Raw genomic sequence first — 23,800 nt, 5'->3', positions numbered from 1 at the left:
AAAAATCATGCTTCAGCTCTGTATAATAAATGAATTGTTGGCATTTTCTTGGATTGAGCAGTATAATGTGAGTTAAAGCAATTAAAACTAATCCTAACGTCTCTAAAAAACTAGATAAATCGATGCTTGAGTAATTATAAGTACTTATTTTACATATAAATGGGGGGAACTAAATTTGAATACAATTTCTTCAGAAGAGTGGAATGAATTAAATGAAATAATCAAAAAAATCTATACTATTGCTATTAACGACTTATTTATGACTACTATAAAAGAATTGAAAAAAACACTATATTTTTCTCATTCAATGTACCATTACTCCGCTATTGTTGGAGGTTCAATAGTATGCTTTAATTATAGTAGTGGAGATTTACCAGAAGAACATTTAAAACTATACAGCGATAGATATGAAAATACTGACTTTATTAACTGGTATGCAGATGAACCCATTCCTCGTGTCTTTAGGGATACAGATTTAATATCAGATTCTCTTAGAGAGAATTCTAAATTAATGAAAAAATGGCTTACACCTTTTAATATGTTTTTTTCTATGGGCATGACTGTTGCTCAAAATAATTACCCATATGGCAATATATATTTATTTAGATCACAATCAGAAGGCGATTTTAAAGATAAAGATATAAAAATATTTAACGTTATAAATGAACATCTTTCCATAAGATTAGTATATGAATTTCCTAATGGTTACACAAACGTATATACTTCTCAAGTTTCATGCCCATTATCCCCAAAATATAGACTCACCTCAAAAGAAAGAGAGATTATAGCTTACATAAACGAAGGGTTTCTTCGTTCAACATTTGCTGAACGACTTTGTATTTCTGAAAACACACTAAAAAAGCATTTATCAAATATTTATAATAAAATGAATATAAATACGTTTGAAGAGTTGGTTCAAGTAGTTAAAAACAATATCTAGTAAATCTAGAGGTTATTCAAGAAAATTCACTATGCTCATGACTTTTTACGACTCCCTAGAAAGGAGAACGTCTAAGAGATACAATCTGACAAAAGCCATGGACTTCAATTTAAAAGTTTGCTATTCTGAAAGAGCAATAACAAGAACAACTGGAACAGTTAGATACATACTTGATAACATTGATCTCTCAAAGCAGGAGCTGTTGGACATCTTTGAAACTATTCGCATGCTCAAGGAAGCGGATATGCAAGGAGCAGTACCTAAAATTCTCAAGGGTGCATCCCTCGCAATGATCAATGCTTTAAACAAAGTAGGTAAAACCCAAAAGTTAATGCATTAGATTATAGCTAATTTATATAAGGAAGGTGATTATTTCGTGAGAAATGTAACGGTAGCAGCAACACAAATGAGCTGCAGTTGGAATGTAGAAGAAAATATCAGTAAAGCAGAAAAATTAGTCAGGGAAGCAGCTTCCCAAGGAGCACAAATAATTCTTATCCAGGAGCTCTTTGAAACTCCGTATTTTTGCCAGAAAGAAAAACCTAAATATTTACAACTAGCAAGTGAAGTAGAAAACAACAAAGCTATTAATCATTTTAAGAAAATTGCAAAGGAGCTTGAAGTTGTTCTTCCAATTAGCTTTTTTGAAAGACATAATAAAGCGAAATATAATTCTATCGCTGTTATAGATGCAGACGGAGAAGTGCTTGGAGTATATAGAAAAACCCATATTCCAGATGGTCCAGGCTATGAAGAAAAATATTATTTTAATCCTGGAGATACAGGCTTTAAGGTTTGGAAGACAAAATATGCAAAAATAGGAATAGGTATATGTTGGGATCAATGGTATCCAGAAACAGCAAGAAGCCTTACCTTAATGGGAGCAGAATTGATTTTTTATCCTACTGCTATTGGTTCAGAACCTCAAGATGGGAGCATTGATTCTCGTGACCACTGGCAAAGATGTATGCAGGGACATTCCGGTTCTAATCTGGTTCCTGTAATAACATCCAATAGAGTTGGTACTGAAGTTATTGATGATTCAAGTATAACTTTCTACGGGTCTTCGTTCATTACTGATATGACTGGCTGTAAGGTTAAAGAGGCTAACAGGACTGAAGAAACTGTATTGGTTCAGGAATTTGATCTAGATGATATAGAATTAAAAAGGGCTTCTTGGGGACTATTCAGGGATAGAAGGCCTGAATGGTATAAAACAATATTAACCTTAGATGGCGAACAAATCATTAAATAATGTAATGCTCATAAAGTTATTTTTGAAAGAAACCAAGTTCCTTCTGGGGAACATCAGCACTTATGATGCCTATTGTTGTACAGCTTGCTATAACAACACACATTTGTATTTAACATTAGGAGCTATTATATCTGGTGCAATATTTGGCTCGAACTGTTGTTTCTTTTTTTGCTCGAAACAAGTTAGTTAAAGTACAATTATAGTATTGATAATACTAACTAAGATAGTAATAAAAAATATTTGTTAGCTAATATAAAATCTTCGAGAAAAATATTAAATTAACATGAGTATATTTAATATTCCCTCTGAATATATTGGTATTTTGGTAATATATGTATTAACGTATATTTTCCGCGTTTCGCGGTTACTACCCCTAATAGTCAATTAATAATAAAAAAAGCGGCAAAGCCGCCCTTTCAAAATTTTAGGTTTTGTTAAAACTATAGTTTTTAAAATAATTATTTATACTTTCAAATTGCTACGCAAATTAATAGACCGGCTACCGCCTATTTTTAAAGCGTAGCTTTTTGATTTTAGTTATTTTTCTATTTTATATGTTATTCCATGAACGCCTTCATACTCAACTGGCTCCATCAGTTCAGAACATTCTTCACAAGTAAATCTTGGTGGTACGCTAGTATCACCACCATCAAGAGTATCAAAATAGTTAACTACATCTTCTGGTATAAACTCTTCTGTTCCACATCCATTGCATTTAAATAGTATTTGTTTCTCTTCCTTTTTAACTCTTTTTTTTCTTACAGCCATGATTCTCCTCCAATTTTTACTCAGCAAACAAAGCCCCCATTCCTAATGGACTTAGGACTTTTACTGACGTGTTTATTTCCCTTAATTCTTCTATCTTAAGTTTAACTTTGTTTAATAAATTTCTTTTATATTTTTCAACGAGGTTTCCCGATTTATTATAGTATATTCCATCTAAATGCATAGCGCTGCCGCATTTCTCACACTTTAATGGATCTATTCCAAAAGCTTTTAAAATCCTGTATTCCCATTTTCTAAGTTTCTTTAATTCCATAGCTATCTTCTCATTTACAAGTTTAAAGAATTTGTTTTTGTATCTATTATTTTTAGCATAAATTCCATAGTATCTAATCATTTTAAACTGTTTTTCTGGTATGTGTATTATAACTTTCTTAATGAATTCAAAAGCATCTAGTTCTACTTCAATTCTTTTATTATCCTCATGTCTCTCATAAAAAAATGTCACTTTTTCACCGTCATATTTAATTATTCTAGATTCTGCGATAGCAGGTCTGCCTGTATATCTTCCTATGTACTTTGCCGCACCTTTAGTATCTTTTACTTCATTTTTACCATATACATAAAAACCATCTTCAAGTTTATTGTATAACATATTTTTAAGTTTTCTAAATTTTGCTTTACCTAGTTCTAATTCTATTGCATCAAGCAATATCTTTTGCCACCTTTTTCTTAATATTCCATAAGGGAGGAAATTCACTTTTTTCCATGCTGTAATTTCTCCCATAGCACCTTCGGTGAGAAGCATATGTACATGTGGGTTCCATTTTAAATCTCTGCCAAAAGTATGAATTACCGCAACAATACCGGGCATAAATTTTTCACTCTTACTTTTATCTAAGTACCAACTTTTTACCGCATCTGCCGCACATCTAGGTAGTAGCTCTAACAATTTCCTATGTCTTTGAAAAATTATTCTAAGCTCTTTTGGTATAGTAAATATGACATGCCTATGGTGTGCTCTCGCCATCCTTTTAATAAGGTCTCCTACCCAATCATCTATTCTTATTTTTCCACATGACGAACACAATCTACTTTTACAAGTAAATCCTACATTTTTAGTTTCACCACAAGTGTCGCATTTGAACTCCAAAAATCCATTTTCTAGCGAACCACATTGCATCATTTTTTTCACTTCATGAAATACACTCTCGCGAATATTATTTCCATATTCTTTTGTGAATCCATCCCAATGATAATATCTAAAGTTGATTTTTTAACTGTTAAAACTAAAATGGATGGAAAGAAGGTGGGTCCTAGAATGAACCAAAAAAGATTTTATTTACTTACAGGGAAAATCGTTTGTGGAGAATGCGGAGCTTCTTGCGTAGGTGCTGGATATGTTCCTGGTAGAAACGGAGCCAAGTACCCAATATATTCATGTACAAATAAGAGAAGTCATATCTGTAGTAATAAAAATATAAGGCAGGATATTTTAGAAGGTTATGTTATAACACAACTTAAGGAAAATGTTTTTAATATTGACGCTATAGAAAAAATCACTTCAGGGATATATGATAAACTAAAAGAAAAAAATATTTCCACTGAAAAAGAAAAAAGCTCTCTTATTATTCAAGAAAAAACAATTCAAACTAAAATTGATATGGCCTTTGATATGGCATTTGAAAAAAAAATAACCAATACATTACTTGCTAAAAAAACAAATGAATTAGAAATAGAATTAAATACTATATTGCAAAAACAGTCAGAACTTGATAATAAAGACTATTCTTGGCTTGATGAAAACAAAATAAAAAAATTCCTCTTAGCTTCTATGGAAAACCTCGAAGTTGAGGATCCAGAAGTTAAAAGGAAAGTTATTGAAACATTTGTACATAGAATTATAATCTATGTTGACCGTATTGATGTTATCTTCAAGGTAGAACCAAGTAATAGTAACAAGAATACGGACAGTGATAAGGTTGTATAATGACTATGATTTTGATACAATTTAGCGACTTTTTCAAAATGATAATTAATTTACTATCGCTAAATTGTATAGGATTTCTGCTAAAAAGTGCACACACATTCATGTCAATGAAGTTAAAGTCAGCCAAGAAGAAGTAACCCATCAGTATTATGTTGCATTCACTTTATTTATATATATACCTTAAAATCAAATCACAGTAATTAAAATAAGTACTGCCCCAAACATTTCGGCTTTATTAACTAAACACTATAATGATATAAAGTTTGTTAGCGATCTGCACTTCCATCCCTCTTCTAATTCTTTCTGACTCTGCTAACCTCTGTTTTTCTATTTTGATTTTTTCTTTATTTTGCTTTATCATTTGTTCATTTTGTATTATTACCTTCTTATTAAATTCTTCTCTTTTATGTGCATTTTCTTCATTCTGACGTAATAATTCTTCATGTCTTGCTTCTTCATTAAAATGTTTTTCTTCTTGAGACCTTATTATTTCTTCATGGTATTTTTGTGCCTCTATACCCCTATGTCCCTTTGCTACTTAATTTTCCACCCATAGCTTATAACTAATCCCATAGAGCCTTCTTTGGAGGCAGGCCAGTACATGCACAATCAGCATAACAATTACAATGCTTCTATCGATCCTTGCCGGTAAATTGAAAGCATCCCAAGAATGGAACTCCCCTATAGACCTTCTCTATTATCTACAATCTGATTACTTCAGTCACCGATTCATCCTGACAATCGGCTGTTGGTTGGATCATGATTTGATGAGGTTTTTTATCCGATCTGGTTATCACGTCTAGACCTTATAAAGGTATAAAGGATTGCACCGTTTATAAGGATGACTCTAAGGATCTCAGATACATTTGATGGAAATAGCGCTGGAATCGAAATAATATTAAAACCTTGTAGGACTATGATTCCAAGAAGTGCGTTTCGGACTGTTGCTTTACTGATTGTAGCACCACCAACAACGAGTGCAGACACAGCTAATACGCCAATACCCATGTGAGAACCATAGGTGCTAAAAGAACCTCTATTTTGCAATAATATTATTTGCCCCCATGCCGCCACAATAGTGGAAATGGTGATGGCAGTGATTCTGACTTTTGAATTGTGTCGATGAGAGTCTATGGGATTTTGCTGATTAGAAGATAATTGAGTGAAGTCCTGCCCAATCTTGGTGCGAGTAATCATTAGGCTGAAAACTGCAACGGCACAAATGAGTACACCTGTTATCACGGGGAACTGAATATTTTTAAGTTCATTGATCTCCTTTGGAAGGACATCACCATACATAATCAAAGAACTCATAAGAATGATGATAGTGAATAGGGCTATTCTGGTGTAACCTGTCTTCTTGTCAAAGTGAGCATCCTTTTTCATCAAGTGATAAATAGTGAATCCGAGAAAGAGAATCCCTACGATGATGAGAAGTAAGAAGAACTGGACTTGCAGTAGTCCATCAACAGAATGCAAAAGTGTGCCTTTTAGGTTAATTGTGTTTTTAAGACCTACGCCGTCACCTAACAAAAGCTCAGCGGAAGTTATTGGAATAACAGACCCCATGAGGGCAAGTACGATGAACATGTATATGCCATTTCCTAAATAACCAACAAACCATGAGGCAATCATCTCGTGACCACGAGTCTTATTGAGCAGCATCCCTGTTAGAATGCCAAGTAAAACGGCAAAGATGGTGGCAAAAAGAGCTGCAGTCAGGAAGCCTAAAATCCCTGACAACTCCCAGTTCACAGCCATGATGACGCCGAGCTGACCGGCAATTGCCCCAATGACAATACTGAAGTTAAAGCCCATACCCGCCATTACTGGTATGAGTAGAGAGAGGACAAGGAGAGAGTAGCCAGTAAAACTCTGTACAAGTACATTCATCATGTTATAGGGCGTTTCTTTTGATATGAAAATCCCAAGTACGACGAAAACAGCGAAGAATAGGGTCACATTATTTCTAAGTAGAAAATTCTTTTCTTTTTTCTTTTCTGAACTTATTTTCATAAAAATCCACCTTTCTATTTTTATATTTATTTACCATTTAAATTTAACTCAAGATATTATATCTCCAAAAATGGCCCTATTATAGAAATTATGCCACCCCCTATAAAAATAGACCCTATATTAAATGAGTATGTATAATTGTGTTAATTAGCATCTAATTACATATATCTCTATATTCTCCACATTGTTTAAATATACCTTAATTTGTCACAAAGTCTTTTATAACAGCTATGAACCTTGTGGGTTTTGTTCATCTTTGTATATTCCACTTTAACTCCATACCATCTTTAAATGTAAAAGTTAGATCATAATGAAAAATTGATTAATACATAAAACCTTTATTTAATTTTAAAAAAATACTATAATTAATAATGATAATATATTAATTATAGCTACAAATAAAAAATACTAAAGACAAACCACTTAAGTTATAAGCTTACGCAAGGTTTGTCTATAATTTGAGGAGTTTATATATGAGAAAAAAAGATATACTTGAGTTAAAAAGACGTCTAAAGAAAGGAGAATGCACCTTCACTAAAATGTGTGGTTGTTATGTTAATGGAGAAAAACATACTATTTTAAAATTTAGAGAAAGCTTTCTAAATTTAGATGAGGACGAATATTTTAAATACTTAGAAATCGCTAAAAAAGTACTGTCTGGAACTATCGGAAATAATATTTTAGAGCTTAACTTTGAAACTAATGAAGATTTTATAAATGAAAGGCAAATTTCTCTTATGCAGCTTAAAAACAGTCAATTAAAAGATGATGCTCTTCTTGATAATCTTTATGATTTGATTATAGATAATTATGATTACACTGGTAATTTTTTAATACTCCTTTTTCATGATGCTTATGATATTATTAGCAAAACCAAAGATAATGTAAAGATAGATGAATCTGAAGAAGTATATGAATATGTGTTATGTGCAATATGTCCTGTTTCACTTTCAGAGCCTGGTCTTAGATACTTTGAGAAGCAAAATGAAATAAAAGCACGTATTAGAGATTGGGTAGTTGAGGCCCCCACTAACGGCTTTGTGTTTCCTGCTTTTATTGACCGTAGTTCAGTTGTTAACTCTATTATGTATTACACAAAAAATGCAAAGGATACACATACTGAATTAATGGAAAATGCTTTAGGTTGTCCTTCAAAACAAACTGCTACGGTGCAAAAGGAAACCTTCCAATCAATTATTAAAGATTCTTTTAGTTCTGATGAAAAGAAAGCTGATAAAATTTTTAATGATATACAAGAAAACCTAAACACTATGATAGAAGAATATAATACTCTTTATGAAGATACAGATTGTGAACCTATAAGCTTAACAAAGAAGGATATACAAAACCTTTTAATAGAAAGTGAAGTTCCGGTCGAAATTACTGCTAAGATTGAAAAATGCTATGTAGAAAGCTTTGGTGACGATATTCCCTTAGCAAAAAATTTAATTGACGCAAAGACCCTTAAAGAAAATGCGCAAAGAAAAAAGGAAGAACGCCTTCACAAACAAGTAGAAATACTTCAAGCTAGACTTGATGAAATTAAACAAGAGAATGCTATAGATAATGAAACTCACCTCTCTACAGAAGTTAATGATGATAATGTGATTTTAGAAGAAGCTTCAACAACTGATTTAGAAGAAACATTAGAAACTAATCTAGAAGAAATTTTAGGAACTAATCTAGAGAAAGTTCCGGATACAAATCCAGAAGATAGTAAGGCTACTCCTCATTATGATGTTATACTTCAAGTAAAACCCGAAAAAATATCTCAAATAAAATCTCAAATAATTGATGGCCGAAAATGCATAGTTATTCCTATTAATGACAATGAACAAACTATGGTTAATGGCTTAGATAATTTGATTTAAACTAAACAAAGGTTACTAGGATGTTATTTGAAGCCTAAATACAAAAGTTCCTAAAGTATATATACCTTATATCTAGGTATTATGCTTTAGGACCTCTTTCTTTTGTATAGCAAAAATTGTACCTGTGGTTGCTAATAATTTGATTATGAAACACTTAGCGCTTGCTCTTCACTTCTATCCTAAGTATCATCATACTTAGTTAGCATTACTTAATTATTGCCTCAAACCTCGCCCCCCTTAACTTTTCAACTTGTTTCTCAGCATTTTCCCGTGTAGCATATGAACCTGCCACAACCCTATAAATATTTTGTACGCTTGCTTGTTCCGGTAATGAAGGTTCATTTTAGCTTACACCTACTTCTGCAAGTATAACTTTAGTTAATGCTTTAACAATCTCACTTTTTTTACTATCAAAAACGTTATTATCATTAGTGCTATCAATAAACCCAATCTCAACTAGCACAGCTGAGGCCTTGGTTTCTCTTAGCACATGAAAATTAGCCGCCTTTACTCCTCTGTCTACAAAACCCATAGATACAAGTGAAGCTTGAATCCTCTTTGCTAACCCTTTAGACTTTGCACCTGGATTTAAGTAAGTGTAGGTTTCAACTCCTTTAGTTTGTTCAGGTAGATACGCATTTCTGTGAAAGGATATAAAATAATCATATGTGCTTCTATTTTCAAAATCACTTCTATCTCTAAGGCTAACTGTCGCATCACTAGTTCTTGTTTCATCTACAGTAATTCCATGCCTTCTAATATCTGAGGCTATAGCTCTACCTAAACTTAAAACATCATTAGATTCTTTCCTTCCATTGTATAAAGCACCACTATCTTCTCCACCATGACCATAATCAAAACATAATCTAAGCATTATTCTCATCCTCCCTATTTAAATGTTTAAGCAGAAAAATAGTGCCCTTGCAGGCACTATTTCCCTAAGCTACTTCAACTGTACTAGTATCAGTAGTAACTATCTTAGCATCCTTCTTGCCAACTAAGTTACCATTAGCTGATGCAAAAATGTTTTTTGCAATTACTAAATCCATAAGAGAATTTACCTCAGCTTCTGTAACAGTTGGAACTCCATTTTCATCAGCTTTAATGTCATCTACCGTTAAAGTAAAATACTTACCTTCAGTAGAAGTTAAAAATCTCATAGCTAATTTATGCATATCACTTTTCCTCCTTTTAATTATTTGACTCAAGGTTTTGAATTTTCACTTTCAATTTTCAGCTAGCAACTAAGCATTAACTAAGCTGTACTGATCTTCTCTGTCTAGTCCGAATAGTGGGTAAGTTTTAATGTTGGAGATAGCTTGTCCTACTTCAAATATGTCCGCGTCTAATGCTGCAACTTTTAAATTGCTTAATCTTTTTGTTGCATATTTGTCCTTGCCTTTTAGGTCAACGCCTACTACCATAGTAAGTTTTAGCGCACTGGCTACCTTTGTTGATTTAACTGCCATGTTAATTCCCCCTTTCATTTTGATTTCATTGAATATATATGCCCTTTAAAAGTTTTGTGCGGAGTTTTTTTAAAAATATTAATTCTACATAAGTCTTCTTAGTTTCTCTAAGGCTTTTCTCTTCATTCTTGCAAATTGACTGTAGCTTTTATCACTATCACAGGCTAATTCTCCTAGAGATTGATCCAAAACATAATATCTCTTCAAAATATCCCGCTCAGTGGATCAAGTTTATCAAGAGCTACATATAATTATTATAGAGTTGTAAAAGTAATGAAACTAAATCATAGCAAAAAAATTCTAGTGTTAACAATCATAAAAAGTTGTTACCACTAGCATTTTTGATTTAAAATCTTTAGTTTTTTCATTTCAAGCGTACACATAAGGTTAGGTGATACCACAGTAGTGGACAATATTAGACTTCTATAAAATTGTAGATGGTGTGCCAGAATCCATTAACCTTTTACAGATCCACTCGCTACACCTTTTATAATATACTTTTGCATAAATATATAGAAAATTAGTAAAGGTAAAATCCCTAAAACTAGCATAGGGAAGGTGCTAGTCCAATCCGTAGAAAACTGACCAACATTTCTAAAGACTTCCATAAGTATTACAGAGTTTTTTCTATCTTGTAAAAATAATAATGGAGTCATAAAGTCATTCCATACTGCCAAGGTATCTAGTATAATAACCGTAGCCATAACAGGTTTTAGAAGAGGAAATGTAATCTGCCAGAAAATACGCATAATACCTGCTCCATCAATAGCTGCTGCTTCCTCTAACTCAATTGGAATCGTATTTATGAAATTTTTAAAAAGAAAAGTAGCCATTGGTAAATTCAAACTTATGACAATAATTATTACTCCATAGAGTTTATTCATCAAATGAAGGTAAATTACCATCTTATATAAGGCTATAATTGATACCTGATATGGCACCATAATACCTGCTAAAAGAAACATGAAAATAAATTTATTCAACTTATTATTTCTCCTTGCTAAAGTGTAAGCTGCCATAGAAGTAATAATGACTATACCACTTACAGAGCACATGGTAATTGTTAGTGTATTCATAAAAGCTCTTGGATATCTCATAGTGTTCCAAGCATTTATATAACCTGAGATACTAATATGATTAGGAAGCCCAAAAGGGTTCAATGTAGCTTCTTGCTGGGTTTTTAATGTAGTTACGAATAAATAGTAAATAGGGAGCAATACCATACATGCCAACAATATCATTACTATTTCAAAAATCCAATTTGTAATTCTCTCTTTTTTACTAATTGCTAAATTTTGATTAATCATGATAAGCTATCCCCCCATTTCTTAAGAAACTTCATAACAATGCCTGTAATTAATAGTACTAATATTAAAAATACCATACCAAATGCGGATGCATAGCCAAAAGATCCTTCTGAGGTTCCACGTTTTATTAAAACTGTCAATATTGTATCTGTTGCACCACCTGGCCCTCCTTGAGTTAAGGCGAAAATAATATCGAAAACTTTCAAGTTTCCAACCAGCCCCGTTACTAAGCATACTGAAGCAGCAGGGTATAGTAGCGGCATTGTTATATGAGTAAATGTTTTCCACCCACTTGCACCATCAATTTTTGCTGCCTCATACAATTCTTGAGGTATACTTTGTAAATTAGCAATATATATAATCATTACCCATCCTGTCCACTGCCAAACTTGTGTAGCTATTACCGAATAAAGCGCTATTTCACTATCACCCAACCAATTTACAGCATGAATACCAACTAAATTCAAAATTCTATTAAGAACGGCATAGTCTGCAGAAGACATTAAATAGCTCCATAAAAATCCTACAATCAGCGTACTCAATACTGCCGGCGAAAAGAAAATTGCCCTAAGCATATTTCTGCTTTTAAGTGGTCTATCCAAGATAATTGCTAATGGAACGCCAATAATATTTTGAAAAAATGTCAACAAAGCAGCAACAATCAACGAATTTTTGATACCAGTTAAAATCTCTTGATCTCCAAACAAATTTATATAGTTTTTAATTCCAATAAAATGAACGCTCTGGCTAAATTTATTCCAATCTGTAAAACTATATGCAAAAGAGGAGACAACCGGTATGACAAAGAATACGAAATATGCAATTAGAACAGGTAACAAAAACAATTCATAGCTCAATTCTCTTTTTATATTCTTTATTTTTGGTGCCCTCATTTTTATCAACCTTTCTTTTATAAAGGCTGCAGAATTTTACATCCCACAGCCTTTATATTTTTAATGTTTTTCATTTAATGCAAAATGTCTTTTACTCACTTATTTTAACTGTAGATGCTTTTTTATCCATCGCTGCCACTGCTTCATCTAAGGATGTTTTACCTCCAAGATATTTTTGGTATTGAGATCCCTGCTCTTGAATTAAAGCTTGATTATTGTAATTAGTCCATCTATCCCAATTATCATAAACATTACCAGCCTTAAAAGTAGCTGCACAATCTGTATATATTGGATCAAGAGTAGTATCTAATCCTACAAGGAAAGAGCTACTTCCTGGATTTGCCTTTAACATTGCATTTTGTGCTTCTGGGGTTGTTATTGCAGCAAGAACTTTCTTAACTATGTCTATATTTTTGCTCTTAGAATTAATACCGAATCCAGTCGAAGTACCACCAACTAACCAACCTGCGCCCTCTTTTGTACCAACAAAAGGAAACATACCAAGTTTCAAGTTAGGATTTTTTTGTTTAATTGTGTCTACTGCCCAAGGTCCTGATTCCCACATTGCTGCTTTTCCAGTAGCAAATGCATCAAGTGCTTGGTCATAATCTAAACCTAGCATATCCTTAGTAATATATCCTTTAGATATTAATTGTGACCATGTTTTTAATGATTCATTAAAGTTTCCAGTAAAAGTAGCTTTCCCATCATTAAAATCTTTGTCAAAAGTCTTTCCTGAATTTGTTTGATAAAAATCATTTAAAAGGAACCCAAGGGCTGATTTATTCAATGATTCCCATGACTTAGCTCCCATAACTTGTGGCTGTACACCATTTTTCTTAAGAGTTTCATGTAAGGCCATATATTCAGCCCAATTTTTAGGTGCTTTAAGCCCAAATTTGTTAAATATCTCCTTATTATAAAACATTCCTTCAAACCAACTATTAGCAGGTATAGCATACACTTTGTCATTGCTACGGTATCCAATAAGTCCAGAATCACTATATTTTTTAACATAAGGTTCACTTGTTATATCTAATACATATCCAGCTTTAATATATGCTTGAGTAACGCACAATAAATCCGGCCCCTCGCCAGCAGCTAATTGTGTAGATATTACATTATCATATTGTTTGTTGTCTACAAATTGAAATTGTACATCAGCTTCAGGAACCTTTGCATTTATAACCGCAATAAAATCCTTCCAGTTTTCTTCTTTATTCCAATTTGCAAAAGTTATAACGGTTTTTTTAGTAGGTTTAACTTCAGTAGTAGACAGAGATGAATTACTACCTTTGCCACATCCAGTTAATACAGTAGAAAGAACAATTGATAAAGCAAGAATAATTGATAGTTGTTTTTTCATTATAAACCCCCCCCGAATACTTTCTTTACTAATCTTAATTAATATCGTTTACATTTGTGAATTGATTTACATCCATGGAATTTAGTTAAGATTCCTATGTTCTTATTATATCTCTAAAGCCTCCTACATTAAATATTGAATCCTTTAGAAACATATCAAAAATTCACGCATATTAAAATAATGTTATCCTAAACTTTTAGTAAACTACTCATTATATGGTGGTTTATTATACTTTGGAATAAGTACATTTATAGAAGTTCCCTTCCCACATTCACTATTAACTGTCATACCATATTCCATTCCAAAAAATAATAATATTCTTTCCTGTACATTTTTCAGTCCATACCCTTTTGAATGCTTAATAAAAACTTCTTCAACTGTCTCGGTTTTCATTCCACATCCATTATCTTGCACTATAAATTCTACACATTTTCCTTTAATTTTTCCTTTAATAGTTAGTACTCCTTCTTTATTCTGATTATGGTCTATTCCATGCTCAATAGCATTTTCAACTATGGGCTGTAATACAAGATTAATCATATCATAATTAAAAATTTCTTCGTCAAAATCATATTGCACCTCAAAGCTATTGTCATGCATCACTAATTGTATTTCGATATATGCCTGTATATTTCCTATTTCATCTATTATAGATATAGTATTTTCACCCTTATTAAGGGTTGTCCTATAAAACTTTGACAGAGTCTTTATTACATGACTAATATCACTTGCACCTATCATTGTTGCCTTCCAATTAATAACAGATAAGGTATTATACAAAAAATGAGGGTTTATTTGTGCTTGGAGTGATTTTAACTCTGCCTCCTTTTGAGTAATATTGCTTTTGTATACCTCTTCAATTAGGTAATTTGTTTTCTTTATCATATTACCAAAACTATTGTATAGTTGACCTATTTCATCCTTAGAATTTGAAGATACCTGAATATCATACTTCCCACACTCTACCAATTCCATTTTTCTATTTAATTTTAATATACGTTTCACAAGGGTATTTGAAAATAACCACACCAATCCACACAATAAGAGTAAACATACAAATACTACAATTACCGTTGCCTTTATAATTCCTCTTGAATTAATTACCACTGTATTCGTAGGTACGTAATAAAAAATATTCATAGTTTTGTTAATGATACTACCTTTAACAATAATATATTTTTGCCCATCTATATTTACATTGCCTTGTTGTAAATTAATTATTTTTCTATCAAAACTATCATTTGTCTTATTATTCTTATTTGTACTTTCGGAAAACAAAATATCATTTTTTTGATTACTAATAATAAATCCAGAATCGTAAGTATTTTTCTCTAACAAATTTCCTAATACACTTTTATAATCTAGCTTCAAATAAAACATACCGATATCCATATTAGAGTTTGATGTATCAAATATCTTTGAGGTTGCAAATAATTCCTCTTTTTCAAACCACCAATTTATTGTATTATTCTTACTGGATTCTTTAAACCAGTCAGTATTTTTTATTGTGTAATTAGGTTGTACAAAATCCCCAGAAATAGGCTTACCATCCTCAGTAAATATTGTTAGTTTCTTTATATCCCTATTGCCAATCAGGAAATTATATAACATTGGTTCTACATAGTCATTTAGTCCCTGCATTTCTTCTAGGGAAATAGCATCTTTATACGAAAGAATCTTTTTAACTTTGGGATTGTAAATTGTTACTTTAATTAAATTATTATACCATTGAAGCCTATAATTAATATCGCTAATCATTTGCTTTGTTGAACTTTCAATATGTCGCTGAACTTGTTCTTCAAGATATGTTTTGGATTGATTATAAGAATATAATCCAAGTACGGTAACCGGAACAATTATTATTATGATATATGATAAAACAAGCTTTCTTCTGAAACTTAAGTTTTTAAAAAAATTCATCAATCCATTCAAAATCTATTTCATCCTTTCCCTATAGCTTAACGGAGTTATTCCATAATATGTTTTAAAAATCGAGCAAAAATATGCCTGCTTTGAATAACCGACTTTTTTGCTGATATCCACAATTTTCATATTTGTATCATTAAGTAAGTCTCTAGACCTTTCAAGTCTATATTTTGTAATATATTTTGTAAGGTTATTACCCAACTCCTTCTTAAATAAAAAACTAAGATATCCAGGCGACAGAAAAACTTTTTCGGCAATATATTCTAGGCCAATGTCACTGGCATACTCTTCATTAATTATTTTAATAACATCTTCAATTACCTTTCTGCTAACCTCATTAGAATTATCACCCTTTTCATTTTCTATATCATTTAAAATATGTGACTCTTCTTTTTCGTAGAGTAAGCTCTTTTTATAGCCGTGGAGAATTTTGTAAGTATTTTCTTTTTCCATTTTCTCTTGTTTACATAGTTCGATGATTTTTAGAGCTGTATTTATAAATTCATTTTCATCTACAGGCTTAAGAACATAATCAAATACTTTAATGCTTATAGCCTTTTTAGCATAATCGAAATCACTATACGCACTAAAGATAACAATTTTTACCGATGGATTTATTGCTTTGGCCTTGTCGGATAGCTCCAAGCCACTCATAAAAGGCATTTTAATGTCCGTGAAAATTATATCTACAGGATTTTCTTTTAGATAATCGAGAGCTTCAATTCCATTTTTTGCTTCAACTACATCAAAAGGTAACTTATACATATTTATTAAAAATTTTATTCCTTCTCTTTCTATTTTTTCATCATCTACGATAATTAATTTAAACATATATCTAGTCATTCCTTCCTATTAAATTCAATTAGAGCATATCTGCATATACGTTCTTATTTATCCAACGCGCAAACTCTATTTTCTAGATTATCACAACTTGAATTTCTATATTTATTTCACTTTTAATATTTATTTCATTTTTAACAGTTATTTGAATTTCATCATATCATACTTAGCAAGCTGATACATTATTAACTATGTTCAAAATAACTATTAGCATCTTTGTTTACAGATTCTTTTTTTGTAGTTTCAATGTGATAATTTCAAAGGGACTTACACTTAAATCGAATTCCTTGCCCTCTTCACAATCCTCCAGCCTTATTTCACCTTCTACTACCTCAAGGAGGTTGCACTTAAATACACTTTCTATTTTTTTATTAAATATTATCTTTTGTATCTGCTTCTTGCCTAAGGTTTCCCTTAACCTAAGTATGAAGCCATCGCCATTCTGTGAGGCTTTTAAAGCTAGGATTTCTAACGAATTTAACTCATTTAATACAAGCCTATTAGATTCGCTCTTCAGTGATATTTCAGCATCTACAATAAAGTTAGAAATTAATGGTACTACTGCCTGCTTCGACTTTTTAAAGGCATTTACCTCCTGCCAATTTCCAATATGCGGAATTATTCTGTATTTGAAGTTAAAATTGCCCCCAATCCATTGTGGAAAATTAGTACCCCACTGATTATTAAAGGCATTGAAATAGATTATAGGTTCTTGTGGAACATAATCGGGTGAATATCTTTCTATCCCGGGTTTTCCTATGGAAAGTAATGGTGTATCAAAGGAAATAAATAATAATCCTTCTCCTTTGTCACATACATCAACCCAATTTTCTAAGCAGTATAATACATGGTTAGCATCCTTTAATATATCTGTGCAAGGATCAATAACGCTCCCTATTTTATTTACGCTATAGCTTGGAACATCTGCTGCCAAAGGGAAAACAAAGTGGCCTGATTCCACGTAAGGTGTCTCTTGTTTTTCTACAATTTCATATTCAAACTCAACATATTCCTTATTCTTAAAAAGGGTAATTTTGCTTATAACAGACTTTGCATTTCCATAAGCCTCCACACTTTCTTCAAGCGCCCCTTGTTCAATAATTATCCTCCCATAAGTACTGGTGTTTTCAAAGCTTACTTTTTGTGTACAATGTTTAAAAGTATTATGACCTATTTTCGGATATAGCGGTTTACCAAAATCATCCAAATACCAATCTTGAAGATCATAGGCGTAGTCTCTTACGTATTCAAAAACTTCTTTTTTTGAGTGGATATCATAAATAAACTGTCCAAACCCCAATTGAGAGCTGCTATCCACCCACTCCTTACCCGTAGCTTTATTCTTTAAAGATACAATTGTACCAGAGTTTTTATCTACCACAAGAGTAATGTACTTATTTTTCAAATTAACAAAGTTATCTTTTTCATATGCTATCCCACTCAGCATTTCTTGGCAATGCTTCTCTTTTATTATCTTTAATATTTTAAAAGATAAGGGTTCCACATCCAATACCTCAACATACAATTTATTATCCATAGCTATATAGCTGAGTACCTCAGATCTAACTTCATCAATTATAGAGAATTCTCCTTCTAAACATCTATCAACTTCTATTAACCCATCTCTTCTTATAACCAGAGGATTATATATTTTTAGGAATTTTGAATGAACATTTTTCTCATCAAAAGAAAACTTCTCAAGTACGTTAGCTTCTATTTGTGAAATATATCCTATAGCATTTTTAACATAATTAGCTTTTTCTTTCCAGGACTCTTCCATCCTGTCATACTTACCTTCACTTTGCATGCTTTTTAGAGACTCTTTGTCATACACTCTACCTATGGGGTTAAGTCCAATCTTAGTATCTAATCCCCAGGTATGCTCTCCAAACAGTAGCATATTTTCGTATGCATTTTCGATAAGCGCTGAATTACTTCCTGAGAATTCTTCATTATTAAGTTCTTTAAGGCTTATTACTGTCTCAATTGCTGTAAGGTAATTTCTAAGTTTTCTAATCTCTGATACTTCCTTAGGGTAAGTTCCAACACCATGAATCCAGCAATCAGCCAAATCCTTTTTAATCACGGGTAACTGCAAATCTATTTCTGAGAGTGCATTATAAAAATCATCTAAAGTTCCGAAATGAACTTCGGTTTCTGGACTCTTTAACTTAACTTCATTAAGTATATCTTTAATTATTTGTGGGCTGTGGGCTCCATGATTATCTCCGGTATTAAACATTGCTAACCACACAGGTAAGTCCCAGTCTTCATCTGGAAATGTACCACTACCATAATCACCCTTTGAATACATAGTAAGTACTCTTCGGCCATCCGGTCCCTCCCAATTAAACAGCGGTGGAACATCTGGAGGCGTCGAACATGGATTGCAACCTAAATGAAGAAATTTAATTCCTGCATTACTTAACAGTGTGGGCAAAATCCATGTATGCCCTGGTACATCTGTCATTTTTGCACTGATAGGAGAAAAGTCAAATTTTGAGGATAATTTTTTTGATATGTACATCCCCCTTATAAATTCTTCTAACCCACAGAATTCAGTATGAGTAGTAAAAGGTAAGGCATGCCATAATATTTGTTTTTTGTTTATTAAGTTTTCAAGACCTTCACAATTATCTCTTAAGACGCTGGTTAATGGCCAAGACGGCATTGTCCATACATAAGGATGCAAGGAGTCCTCTTCCTTGCTTTTTATGCAAGTTTCAACTGCGTTAGGAATCATATCCTTGCTGTATCTCGCTTTTATTTCTGACGGAAGCCCCGTAAATCCAATATCAAAATGAGTCTTAAAAACCACAAAAATCTTTTTTAACTTAATCATTGCTGACACCCCTTTATTTATCTTAATGTAAACATTATAATATAGTTAAATCAACATATTAAATAAACAGTAATGACAACCTATTACTTAAAAATGACATGGGGGCTCTATATGGAAAAATATGCTTTAGCACTTCAATGCATGGATGGTGATGTTATCGAAATAGCAACTTATGATTCTTCAATTAATTATTTAGATTTTAATATTTTGATAGGTTATCTAAATTTACACATAATCGATTTAATCAAAGTGATTCCAAATGAGAATTGGAGTGCTAGCGAGCACTATCATACTTTCTTTGAACTTCATATAATCCCACAAGGCAAGGGATTTATAAATATTGAAGGAACTGATTTTGACGTAAAAGCTAGACAACTATATATAACAGCACCTTATGTAAAACACATCCAGTTATCAAATGCAAAAGATCCTATGTCTGAGTACTGCCTTAAATTCGAGTTAAGCATCTTAAATAACCTTCAAATTAATAACTCCGCCGCTAAGAAAGAAATTACTATGCTAAAAGATATGCTTTCAAGAACCTACCCCTTTGCTTTCGAGGATACTTTTGAAACCCGAAGCAAATTCCAACAGGTTTTTTTTGAGGTCAAGCATCGCAATTTAGGATACCAGCTTAAAATTCAAATCCTAATTACAGATATAATAATAGATGTACTACGCACGGTTTCATCAACTATAGGGTCCATTCCTAAATATGCTGTACTGAAAAAATCCCTGCAGCAGGAACGAATTGAAAGAATTGAGAAATTTATAAAAAACAACTTTATGAATTCCATATCCTTAAAAGATTTATCTTCCTTTCTTTTTCTGAGTACTAGACAGATAAACAGGATAATGGAAAAGGAATTAAGTTTGACTTTTCATGCATACCTTTTAAATGAACGCTTTAAGTTTGCAATTGAACAGTTGGAGGAAACATCACTTTCTATAGAAGAAATTTCCTATAAATCAGGTTTCTCCTCTCCCATTCATCTATATCAAGTGTTTAAACGTTTTGGGATTCCAAATCCAAGTAAAATACGCCACAAAGAAAAGCTTAATTCAGATTAATAAAGGCTACACCAGTTACTATTACTCTAAAGATGTAATTATAGACAAAAACTACTAATTTACATCAGCAGTTTCATCTTGACTTAATATATATATATTAGCTGCTATAATAATTTGAAAATTCAAGTTTTGGATGATGAAATTGATAACCAGTATATACTCTTCTATGATAAAGGAAAAAATATATTATATGGCTCTCAATTAGAAGAATTTATGTGTGATTATGCACTTGAACCTGGACAAAAATTAGAATTTAAATATATAGATGAAAATATTTGTGTGCATATTGGTTGTGTGGATTTGAAAGCAGCTGCTGCACAAGAGCGCTATTTAGACATTGGTAGAATTTCCATGGAGAATTCTCAAAAACATAAATCTCTAGTAGCAAACAATAACCTCCAGTTATTGTCACTTCCCCTCCTTATTTAAATATTTAAGCAGAAAAATAGTGCCCTCACAGGCACTATTTCCCTAGGCTACTTCAACCATACTAGTATCAGTAGTAACTATCTTAGCATCTTTCTTACCAATTAAATTACCATTAGCTGATGCAAAAATATTTTTTGCAATTACTAAATCCATAAGAGCATTTACCTCAGCTTCTGTCACAGTTGGAACTCCATCTCCATCTGATTTAATGTCATCTACCGTTAAAGTAAAATACTTACCTTCTGTAGATGTTAAAAATCTCATAGCTAATTTATGCATATCACATTACCTCCTTTTAATTATTTGACTCATGGGCTTTGAATTCTCGGTTTTCAATTTTAGCTTTCAATTTTCAGCTAACAACTAAGCATTAACTAAGCTGTACTGATCTTCTCTGTCTAGTCCGAATAGTGGATAAGTTTTAATGTTTGAGATAGCTTGCCCTACTGCAAAAATGTCTTCATCTACTGCAGCAACTTTTAAATTACTTAACCTTTTTGTTGCAAATTTATCTTTGCCTTTAGTGTCAACACCTACTATCATAGTAAGTTTTAGCGCACTGGCTACCTTTGTTGATTTAACTGCCATGTTAATTCCCCCTTTCATTTTGATTTCATTGAATATATATGCCCTTTAAAAGTTTTGTGCGGAGTTTTTTTTAAATATATAGTTTTACATAAGCGCTCTTAATTTTTCTATAATTCATTTATAATTCATCAATAATTTTCTTTTATAATTTACTGTTTCTCCCAAGTAACAGTTACCCTAACGGGACATAAGTGTTCTCAGTTTCTTTGGCCTCGATACAAGAGCCACCATGGATCTTGATGCAACTATAAAAGGTACTATCAATATTCTGTGTAAATCATCCCCTTTAAATATCTAGTGTATTTGCTTGTACACCGATTTATTTTAAAATGAAAAAATCTTCTTACCATAAGATAAGAAGATAGATGAATGTCATATTATTCTTAATATGTTGATGTTTAATTTTTACACTTACTCTGTAGTACCCATTAACTCATCATATTTCTTGTTGTAACTATCTGTATCCGAGACATATTTTAACCGTCTAGTTTCATATAGAGATTCTTCTACATTATAATCATTAACTGTCCTATTATAATTATCTATGTTATTGTTATACTCAGTTTCATTACCACTACTGCCCCAGTACTCCAATTTTTGAGCAAGTTCAGCTATGCTTTTATATTTATTTGCCAGTTCATTTTCCCAATTAGTTAATAACGTTCCTTCATCGTCAAGTTTAGTCCATATTTCGTCTAATTGCTCCACTGCTTCATTATTTTCATTCATGATTTTTGATTGATTATCATAATGATAATTGTAACCTGCTAAACTCACTATGCAGAATGTTAATAATAGCGCTACCTTTATAGGTTTTAATCTAGTTGTAATAACTGCTGATTTAGTTTGTATATCCCATTTTGTAAACCCACCATAATTTTGATTTTTTATTTGCTTAAATGAATTAGATAGTGTAAATAGACTTACTACTGGTATCATTAGCCCTAATCCATTAAAACACATTGAAAAACTTCTTAACAATGCTTTAGAAAATTTTAACCTTCCACCATCTATACTAATCACTTTTGAGCTAAAAATCCATTTACCAAATGTTGTTCCCAATGTTGATATCATCATCGACTCAATAAGCAACCATATTATACATAAAATTACTCCCGCAACATACTCATTACTATTATCACCAAGTATTTTATTATATGTATTAGGTGAAAGTCGAACCCACGTTATTGCTATTAGCATTGATCCAAAATACATATCTATCATTCTTGCAAAGTATCTAACCCAAGGACTTGAAGGTATAAAAACCTCTATTGGGTGTTCTTTAATATGTTCACTTATGTTTGGATTTTCATAATAAATTGGCATAACAACCCTCCTTTTTAATAATAATAATAATAATAGTAATATATTCCACAGATTAAATATAATTCCTCTATAGTTTTATGTGGAATTTTTTAAATATATAAATTTACATAAGTGCCCTCAATTTCTCTAAGGCTTTTCTCTTCATTCTTGCAAATTAATTGTAGCTTTTATCACTATCACAGGCTATTTCTCCTAGGGATTGATCCAAAATATAATATCTCTCTAAAATATCACGCTCGGGGGGATCAAGTTTATCAAGAAATCATAACTTGGAATGTGATATCTGGTGGCCTCCTTGAATATGAGATATTTGAATTTTTCCATTAAATTCTTGTCCTAGCTGTCCCAAAGTATCCCCAAACCTTGATTCCACAAGAGCTTGAGTTATGGGACAAGGTTATGGGACAACCTATAATCTACTGTCCACACTGTCCCGCAGATTCCCTCAAAAAAAATTCTTTGTCTTCCGTAAATAGGTAAGTAAACTCTATCACTAATATTTTCCCACCCCTCAATCTTCCTCATTATCCCACCTATCTCATAAGAATCTATCTTTCTTAACATACTTGCATCCTTCCCAAAGAGTTCACACCAAACCTCCATTATACAAACATGGTCACGTATTACTGTTCCAAAAGCTTTTACTGCCAGTTCTCCCTCACCTCTAAAAAAACCTCTCAGCTCATACAGGTTCATCTCCTCCCAATTGCTTGGAAGAAGTTTATCTAAATACTCTCTAACTATGCCTTCCCTTTCATCACTTTCAAAAGCTTCAATTTGTGCTGTTTCTGCGGCTTCAGCTACGCAGTGCGTAGCCTTTTGGAAATGTCAGATAAAATTGTCGCATATTTTTTAAATTTGCAACAGTAAATCCTTTCCCAAACTCCTTTGTTAGTTTTTCAGACAAAAACTTTAACAAGTTGACTGTTTAACAACAAAAGAATTCAC

Annotated in this window: 24 protein-coding genes and 1 pseudogene; 7 read left to right on the top strand and 18 right to left on the bottom strand. The window is 32.1% G+C overall.

The genetic code is table 11. The features are described from left to right. Positions 1-175: 175 nt before the first annotated feature. The 3 genes from G9F72_RS26540 (at position 176) to aguB (ending at position 2,195) form a co-directional block, all read left to right on the top strand. Positions 176-940, top strand: a complete 765-nt coding sequence (locus tag G9F72_RS26540) for a helix-turn-helix transcriptional regulator (protein WP_164959426.1) — start codon at positions 176-178, stop codon at positions 938-940. Positions 941-1,037: 97 nt separating this feature from the next. Further along, positions 1,038-1,280 carry a hypothetical protein gene (locus G9F72_RS26535; protein ID WP_224676333.1) on the top strand — a complete coding sequence of 81 codons (243 nt, stop codon included), beginning with the start codon at positions 1,038-1,040 and terminating at the stop codon, positions 1,278-1,280. Positions 1,281-1,316: 36 nt separating this feature from the next. Then, a complete protein-coding gene (gene aguB, locus G9F72_RS26530) occupies positions 1,317-2,195 on the top strand; it encodes an N-carbamoylputrescine amidase (RefSeq protein ID WP_164959425.1) in 879 nt (292 codons plus the stop codon). A 537-nt stretch (positions 2,196-2,732) separates the two neighbouring features. On the opposite strand, the gene G9F72_RS26525 is transcribed toward aguB, so the two are convergent. Together G9F72_RS26525 and G9F72_RS26520 are read right to left on the bottom strand one after the other, a co-directional pair. Then, the gene (locus tag G9F72_RS26525) at positions 2,733-2,963 is read right to left on the bottom strand and encodes a hypothetical protein (protein ID WP_164959424.1); all 231 of its coding nucleotides are present in this window, start codon (positions 2,961-2,963) and stop codon (positions 2,733-2,735) included. A 16-nt stretch (positions 2,964-2,979) separates the two neighbouring features. After that, the gene (locus tag G9F72_RS26520) at positions 2,980-4,113 is read right to left on the bottom strand and encodes a transposase (protein WP_318010986.1); all 1,134 of its coding nucleotides are present in this window, start codon (positions 4,111-4,113) and stop codon (positions 2,980-2,982) included. A gap of 57 nt (positions 4,114-4,170) precedes the next feature. Between G9F72_RS26520 and G9F72_RS26515 the strand changes: the two genes are divergently transcribed. Next, complete coding sequence (locus G9F72_RS26515; RefSeq protein ID WP_224676332.1) at positions 4,171-4,908, top strand: zinc ribbon domain-containing protein; 738 nt, start codon at positions 4,171-4,173, stop codon at positions 4,906-4,908. 777 nt (positions 4,909-5,685) lie between these two features. Here the strand turns inward: G9F72_RS26515 and G9F72_RS26510 are convergent. Further along, positions 5,686-6,924, bottom strand: a complete 1,239-nt coding sequence (locus G9F72_RS26510; protein WP_164959422.1) for a hypothetical protein — start codon at positions 6,922-6,924, stop codon at positions 5,686-5,688. 473 nt (positions 6,925-7,397) lie between these two features. Here G9F72_RS26510 and G9F72_RS26505 point away from each other — a divergent pair, with 473 nt between their 5' ends. Next, entirely contained in the window at positions 7,398-8,795 is a 1,398-nt protein-coding gene (locus G9F72_RS26505) for a DUF4317 domain-containing protein (RefSeq protein WP_164959421.1), read from the top strand. A 205-nt stretch (positions 8,796-9,000) separates the two neighbouring features. Here the strand turns inward: G9F72_RS26505 and G9F72_RS26500 are convergent. From G9F72_RS26500 to G9F72_RS26460, 10 genes and pseudogenes are all read right to left on the bottom strand, one after another. Then, positions 9,001-9,669 (bottom strand): annotated as a pseudogene (locus G9F72_RS26500) (N-acetylmuramoyl-L-alanine amidase). Positions 9,670-9,733: 64 nt separating this feature from the next. After that, entirely contained in the window at positions 9,734-9,970 is a 237-nt protein-coding gene (locus G9F72_RS26495; RefSeq protein ID WP_164959420.1) for a DUF2922 domain-containing protein, read from the bottom strand. Positions 9,971-10,039: 69 nt separating this feature from the next. Next, the gene (locus G9F72_RS26490; protein ID WP_164959419.1) at positions 10,040-10,264 is read right to left on the bottom strand and encodes a DUF1659 domain-containing protein; all 225 of its coding nucleotides are present in this window, start codon (positions 10,262-10,264) and stop codon (positions 10,040-10,042) included. Positions 10,265-10,348: 84 nt separating this feature from the next. After that, positions 10,349-10,471 carry a hypothetical protein gene (locus tag G9F72_RS27280; RefSeq protein ID WP_263487225.1) on the bottom strand — a complete coding sequence of 41 codons (123 nt, stop codon included), beginning with the start codon at positions 10,469-10,471 and terminating at the stop codon, positions 10,349-10,351. A 248-nt stretch (positions 10,472-10,719) separates the two neighbouring features. After that, a complete protein-coding gene (locus G9F72_RS26485; protein ID WP_164959418.1) occupies positions 10,720-11,571 on the bottom strand; it encodes a carbohydrate ABC transporter permease in 852 nt (283 codons plus the stop codon). Continuing rightward, positions 11,568-12,464 carry a carbohydrate ABC transporter permease gene (locus G9F72_RS26480; protein WP_164959417.1) on the bottom strand — a complete coding sequence of 299 codons (897 nt, stop codon included), beginning with the start codon at positions 12,462-12,464 and terminating at the stop codon, positions 11,568-11,570. Before G9F72_RS26480 ends, G9F72_RS26485 begins: the two co-directional genes overlap by 4 nt. 91 nt (positions 12,465-12,555) lie before the next feature. After that, positions 12,556-13,830, bottom strand: coding sequence for an ABC transporter substrate-binding protein (locus tag G9F72_RS26475; RefSeq protein WP_164959416.1), 1,275 nt, complete (start codon positions 13,828-13,830; stop codon positions 12,556-12,558). A 204-nt stretch (positions 13,831-14,034) separates the two neighbouring features. Next, a complete protein-coding gene (locus G9F72_RS26470; protein WP_164959415.1) occupies positions 14,035-15,762 on the bottom strand; it encodes a sensor histidine kinase in 1,728 nt (575 codons plus the stop codon). A gap of 3 nt (positions 15,763-15,765) precedes the next feature. Continuing rightward, the gene (locus tag G9F72_RS26465) at positions 15,766-16,587 is read right to left on the bottom strand and encodes a response regulator (protein ID WP_164959414.1); all 822 of its coding nucleotides are present in this window, start codon (positions 16,585-16,587) and stop codon (positions 15,766-15,768) included. 229 nt (positions 16,588-16,816) lie between these two features. Next, positions 16,817-19,438 (bottom strand): DUF5054 domain-containing protein, encoded by a 2,622-nt coding sequence (locus G9F72_RS26460; protein ID WP_164959413.1) that lies wholly within the window; start codon positions 19,436-19,438, stop codon positions 16,817-16,819. 111 nt (positions 19,439-19,549) lie between these two features. Here G9F72_RS26460 and G9F72_RS26455 point away from each other — a divergent pair, with 111 nt between their 5' ends. Beyond that, positions 19,550-20,509: a helix-turn-helix domain-containing protein gene (locus G9F72_RS26455; protein WP_164959412.1), complete on the top strand. Its 960-nt coding sequence runs from the start codon at positions 19,550-19,552 to the stop codon at positions 20,507-20,509. A 114-nt stretch (positions 20,510-20,623) separates the two neighbouring features. Next, positions 20,624-20,938 carry a hypothetical protein gene (locus G9F72_RS26450; protein ID WP_164959411.1) on the top strand — a complete coding sequence of 105 codons (315 nt, stop codon included), beginning with the start codon at positions 20,624-20,626 and terminating at the stop codon, positions 20,936-20,938. A 42-nt stretch (positions 20,939-20,980) separates the two neighbouring features. Here the strand turns inward: G9F72_RS26450 and G9F72_RS26445 are convergent, their stop codons facing one another. The 5 genes from G9F72_RS26445 to G9F72_RS26425 all read right to left on the bottom strand — a co-directional run bounded on the left by G9F72_RS26445 (position 20,981) and on the right by G9F72_RS26425 (position 23,759). Then, positions 20,981-21,217: a DUF2922 domain-containing protein gene (locus tag G9F72_RS26445; RefSeq protein ID WP_164959410.1), complete on the bottom strand. Its 237-nt coding sequence runs from the start codon at positions 21,215-21,217 to the stop codon at positions 20,981-20,983. A gap of 84 nt (positions 21,218-21,301) precedes the next feature. Then, the gene (locus tag G9F72_RS26440; protein WP_164959409.1) at positions 21,302-21,526 is read right to left on the bottom strand and encodes a DUF1659 domain-containing protein; all 225 of its coding nucleotides are present in this window, start codon (positions 21,524-21,526) and stop codon (positions 21,302-21,304) included. 411 nt (positions 21,527-21,937) lie between these two features. Continuing rightward, entirely contained in the window at positions 21,938-22,852 is a 915-nt protein-coding gene (locus tag G9F72_RS26435; RefSeq protein WP_164959408.1) for an RDD family protein, read from the bottom strand. A gap of 384 nt (positions 22,853-23,236) precedes the next feature. After that, positions 23,237-23,548, bottom strand: a complete 312-nt coding sequence (locus G9F72_RS26430; RefSeq protein WP_164959407.1) for a hypothetical protein — start codon at positions 23,546-23,548, stop codon at positions 23,237-23,239. A gap of 100 nt (positions 23,549-23,648) precedes the next feature. Next, positions 23,649-23,759 (bottom strand): DUF1016 N-terminal domain-containing protein, encoded by a 111-nt coding sequence (locus tag G9F72_RS26425; protein ID WP_411955974.1) that lies wholly within the window; start codon positions 23,757-23,759, stop codon positions 23,649-23,651. Positions 23,760-23,800: the final 41 nt, after the last annotated feature.

Source organism: Clostridium estertheticum (assembly GCF_011065935.2).
Taxonomy (GTDB): Bacteria; Bacillota; Clostridia; order Clostridiales; family Clostridiaceae; genus Clostridium_AD; species Clostridium_AD estertheticum_A.
This window is presented reverse-complemented; position numbering and strand designations above follow the sequence as displayed.